Raw genomic sequence first — 616 nt, forward strand, 5'->3', positions numbered from 1 at the left:
GTGCTGGGCTCGGCCGAGGACGGCCGCGTGCGCTTCCGGGCCGTGAACAGCTGCATCCGCCTCGCGCATGCGGTCGACGGCATGGCGCTCTGGACGGTGGAAGACCTGGCGCGCGACCCGCTCATCCAGCGCGGAGCGCCATCGCAGGCCGGCGGCGCCCCCGCGCCGCTGCATCCCGCGCAGGAATCCATGGTGCAGTGCCACGGCTCCCAATGCGGCTTCTGCACGCCGGGCTTCGTGATGAGCCTCTTCGGCATGTACCAGAACCACGTGTGCCGCGGCCGCGAAGTCACGCGCGAACTCGCGGTGGCGGAGCTGTCGGGCAACCTCTGCCGCTGCACGGGCTACCGCCCGATCCTGGATGCAGCACAGTCCATGGCCGGGCTGCCGCTGCAGCCGGTGGACGAAAGCGCGCTGCTGGAGCGGCTGCAGGCGCTGCAGGCCGGCCCGGCGCGGCCGGACGGCGATGCCCTCGCGGATGGCAGCTACCTGGCCCCCGGCACGCTCGCCGGACTGCTGGCCGCGCGCGCCGCGCATCCCGATGCGCAGGTGGTCGCCGGCACCACCGACGTGGGGCTGTGGATCACCAAGCAGCACCGCCGCTTCGAGCGCGTGC

1 protein-coding gene is annotated in these 616 nt (G+C 73.5%); it reads left to right on the plus strand.

Annotated elements, in window-relative coordinates; genetic code table 11:
• The coding region (locus tag GVL52_RS31635) for a 2Fe-2S iron-sulfur cluster-binding protein (protein ID WP_200847942.1) at window positions 1–616 on the plus strand (616 nt) is incomplete at both ends.

The organism is Rhizobium sp. 18055 (assembly GCF_902706285.1).
GTDB lineage: Bacteria > Pseudomonadota > Alphaproteobacteria > Rhizobiales > Rhizobiaceae > Rhizobium.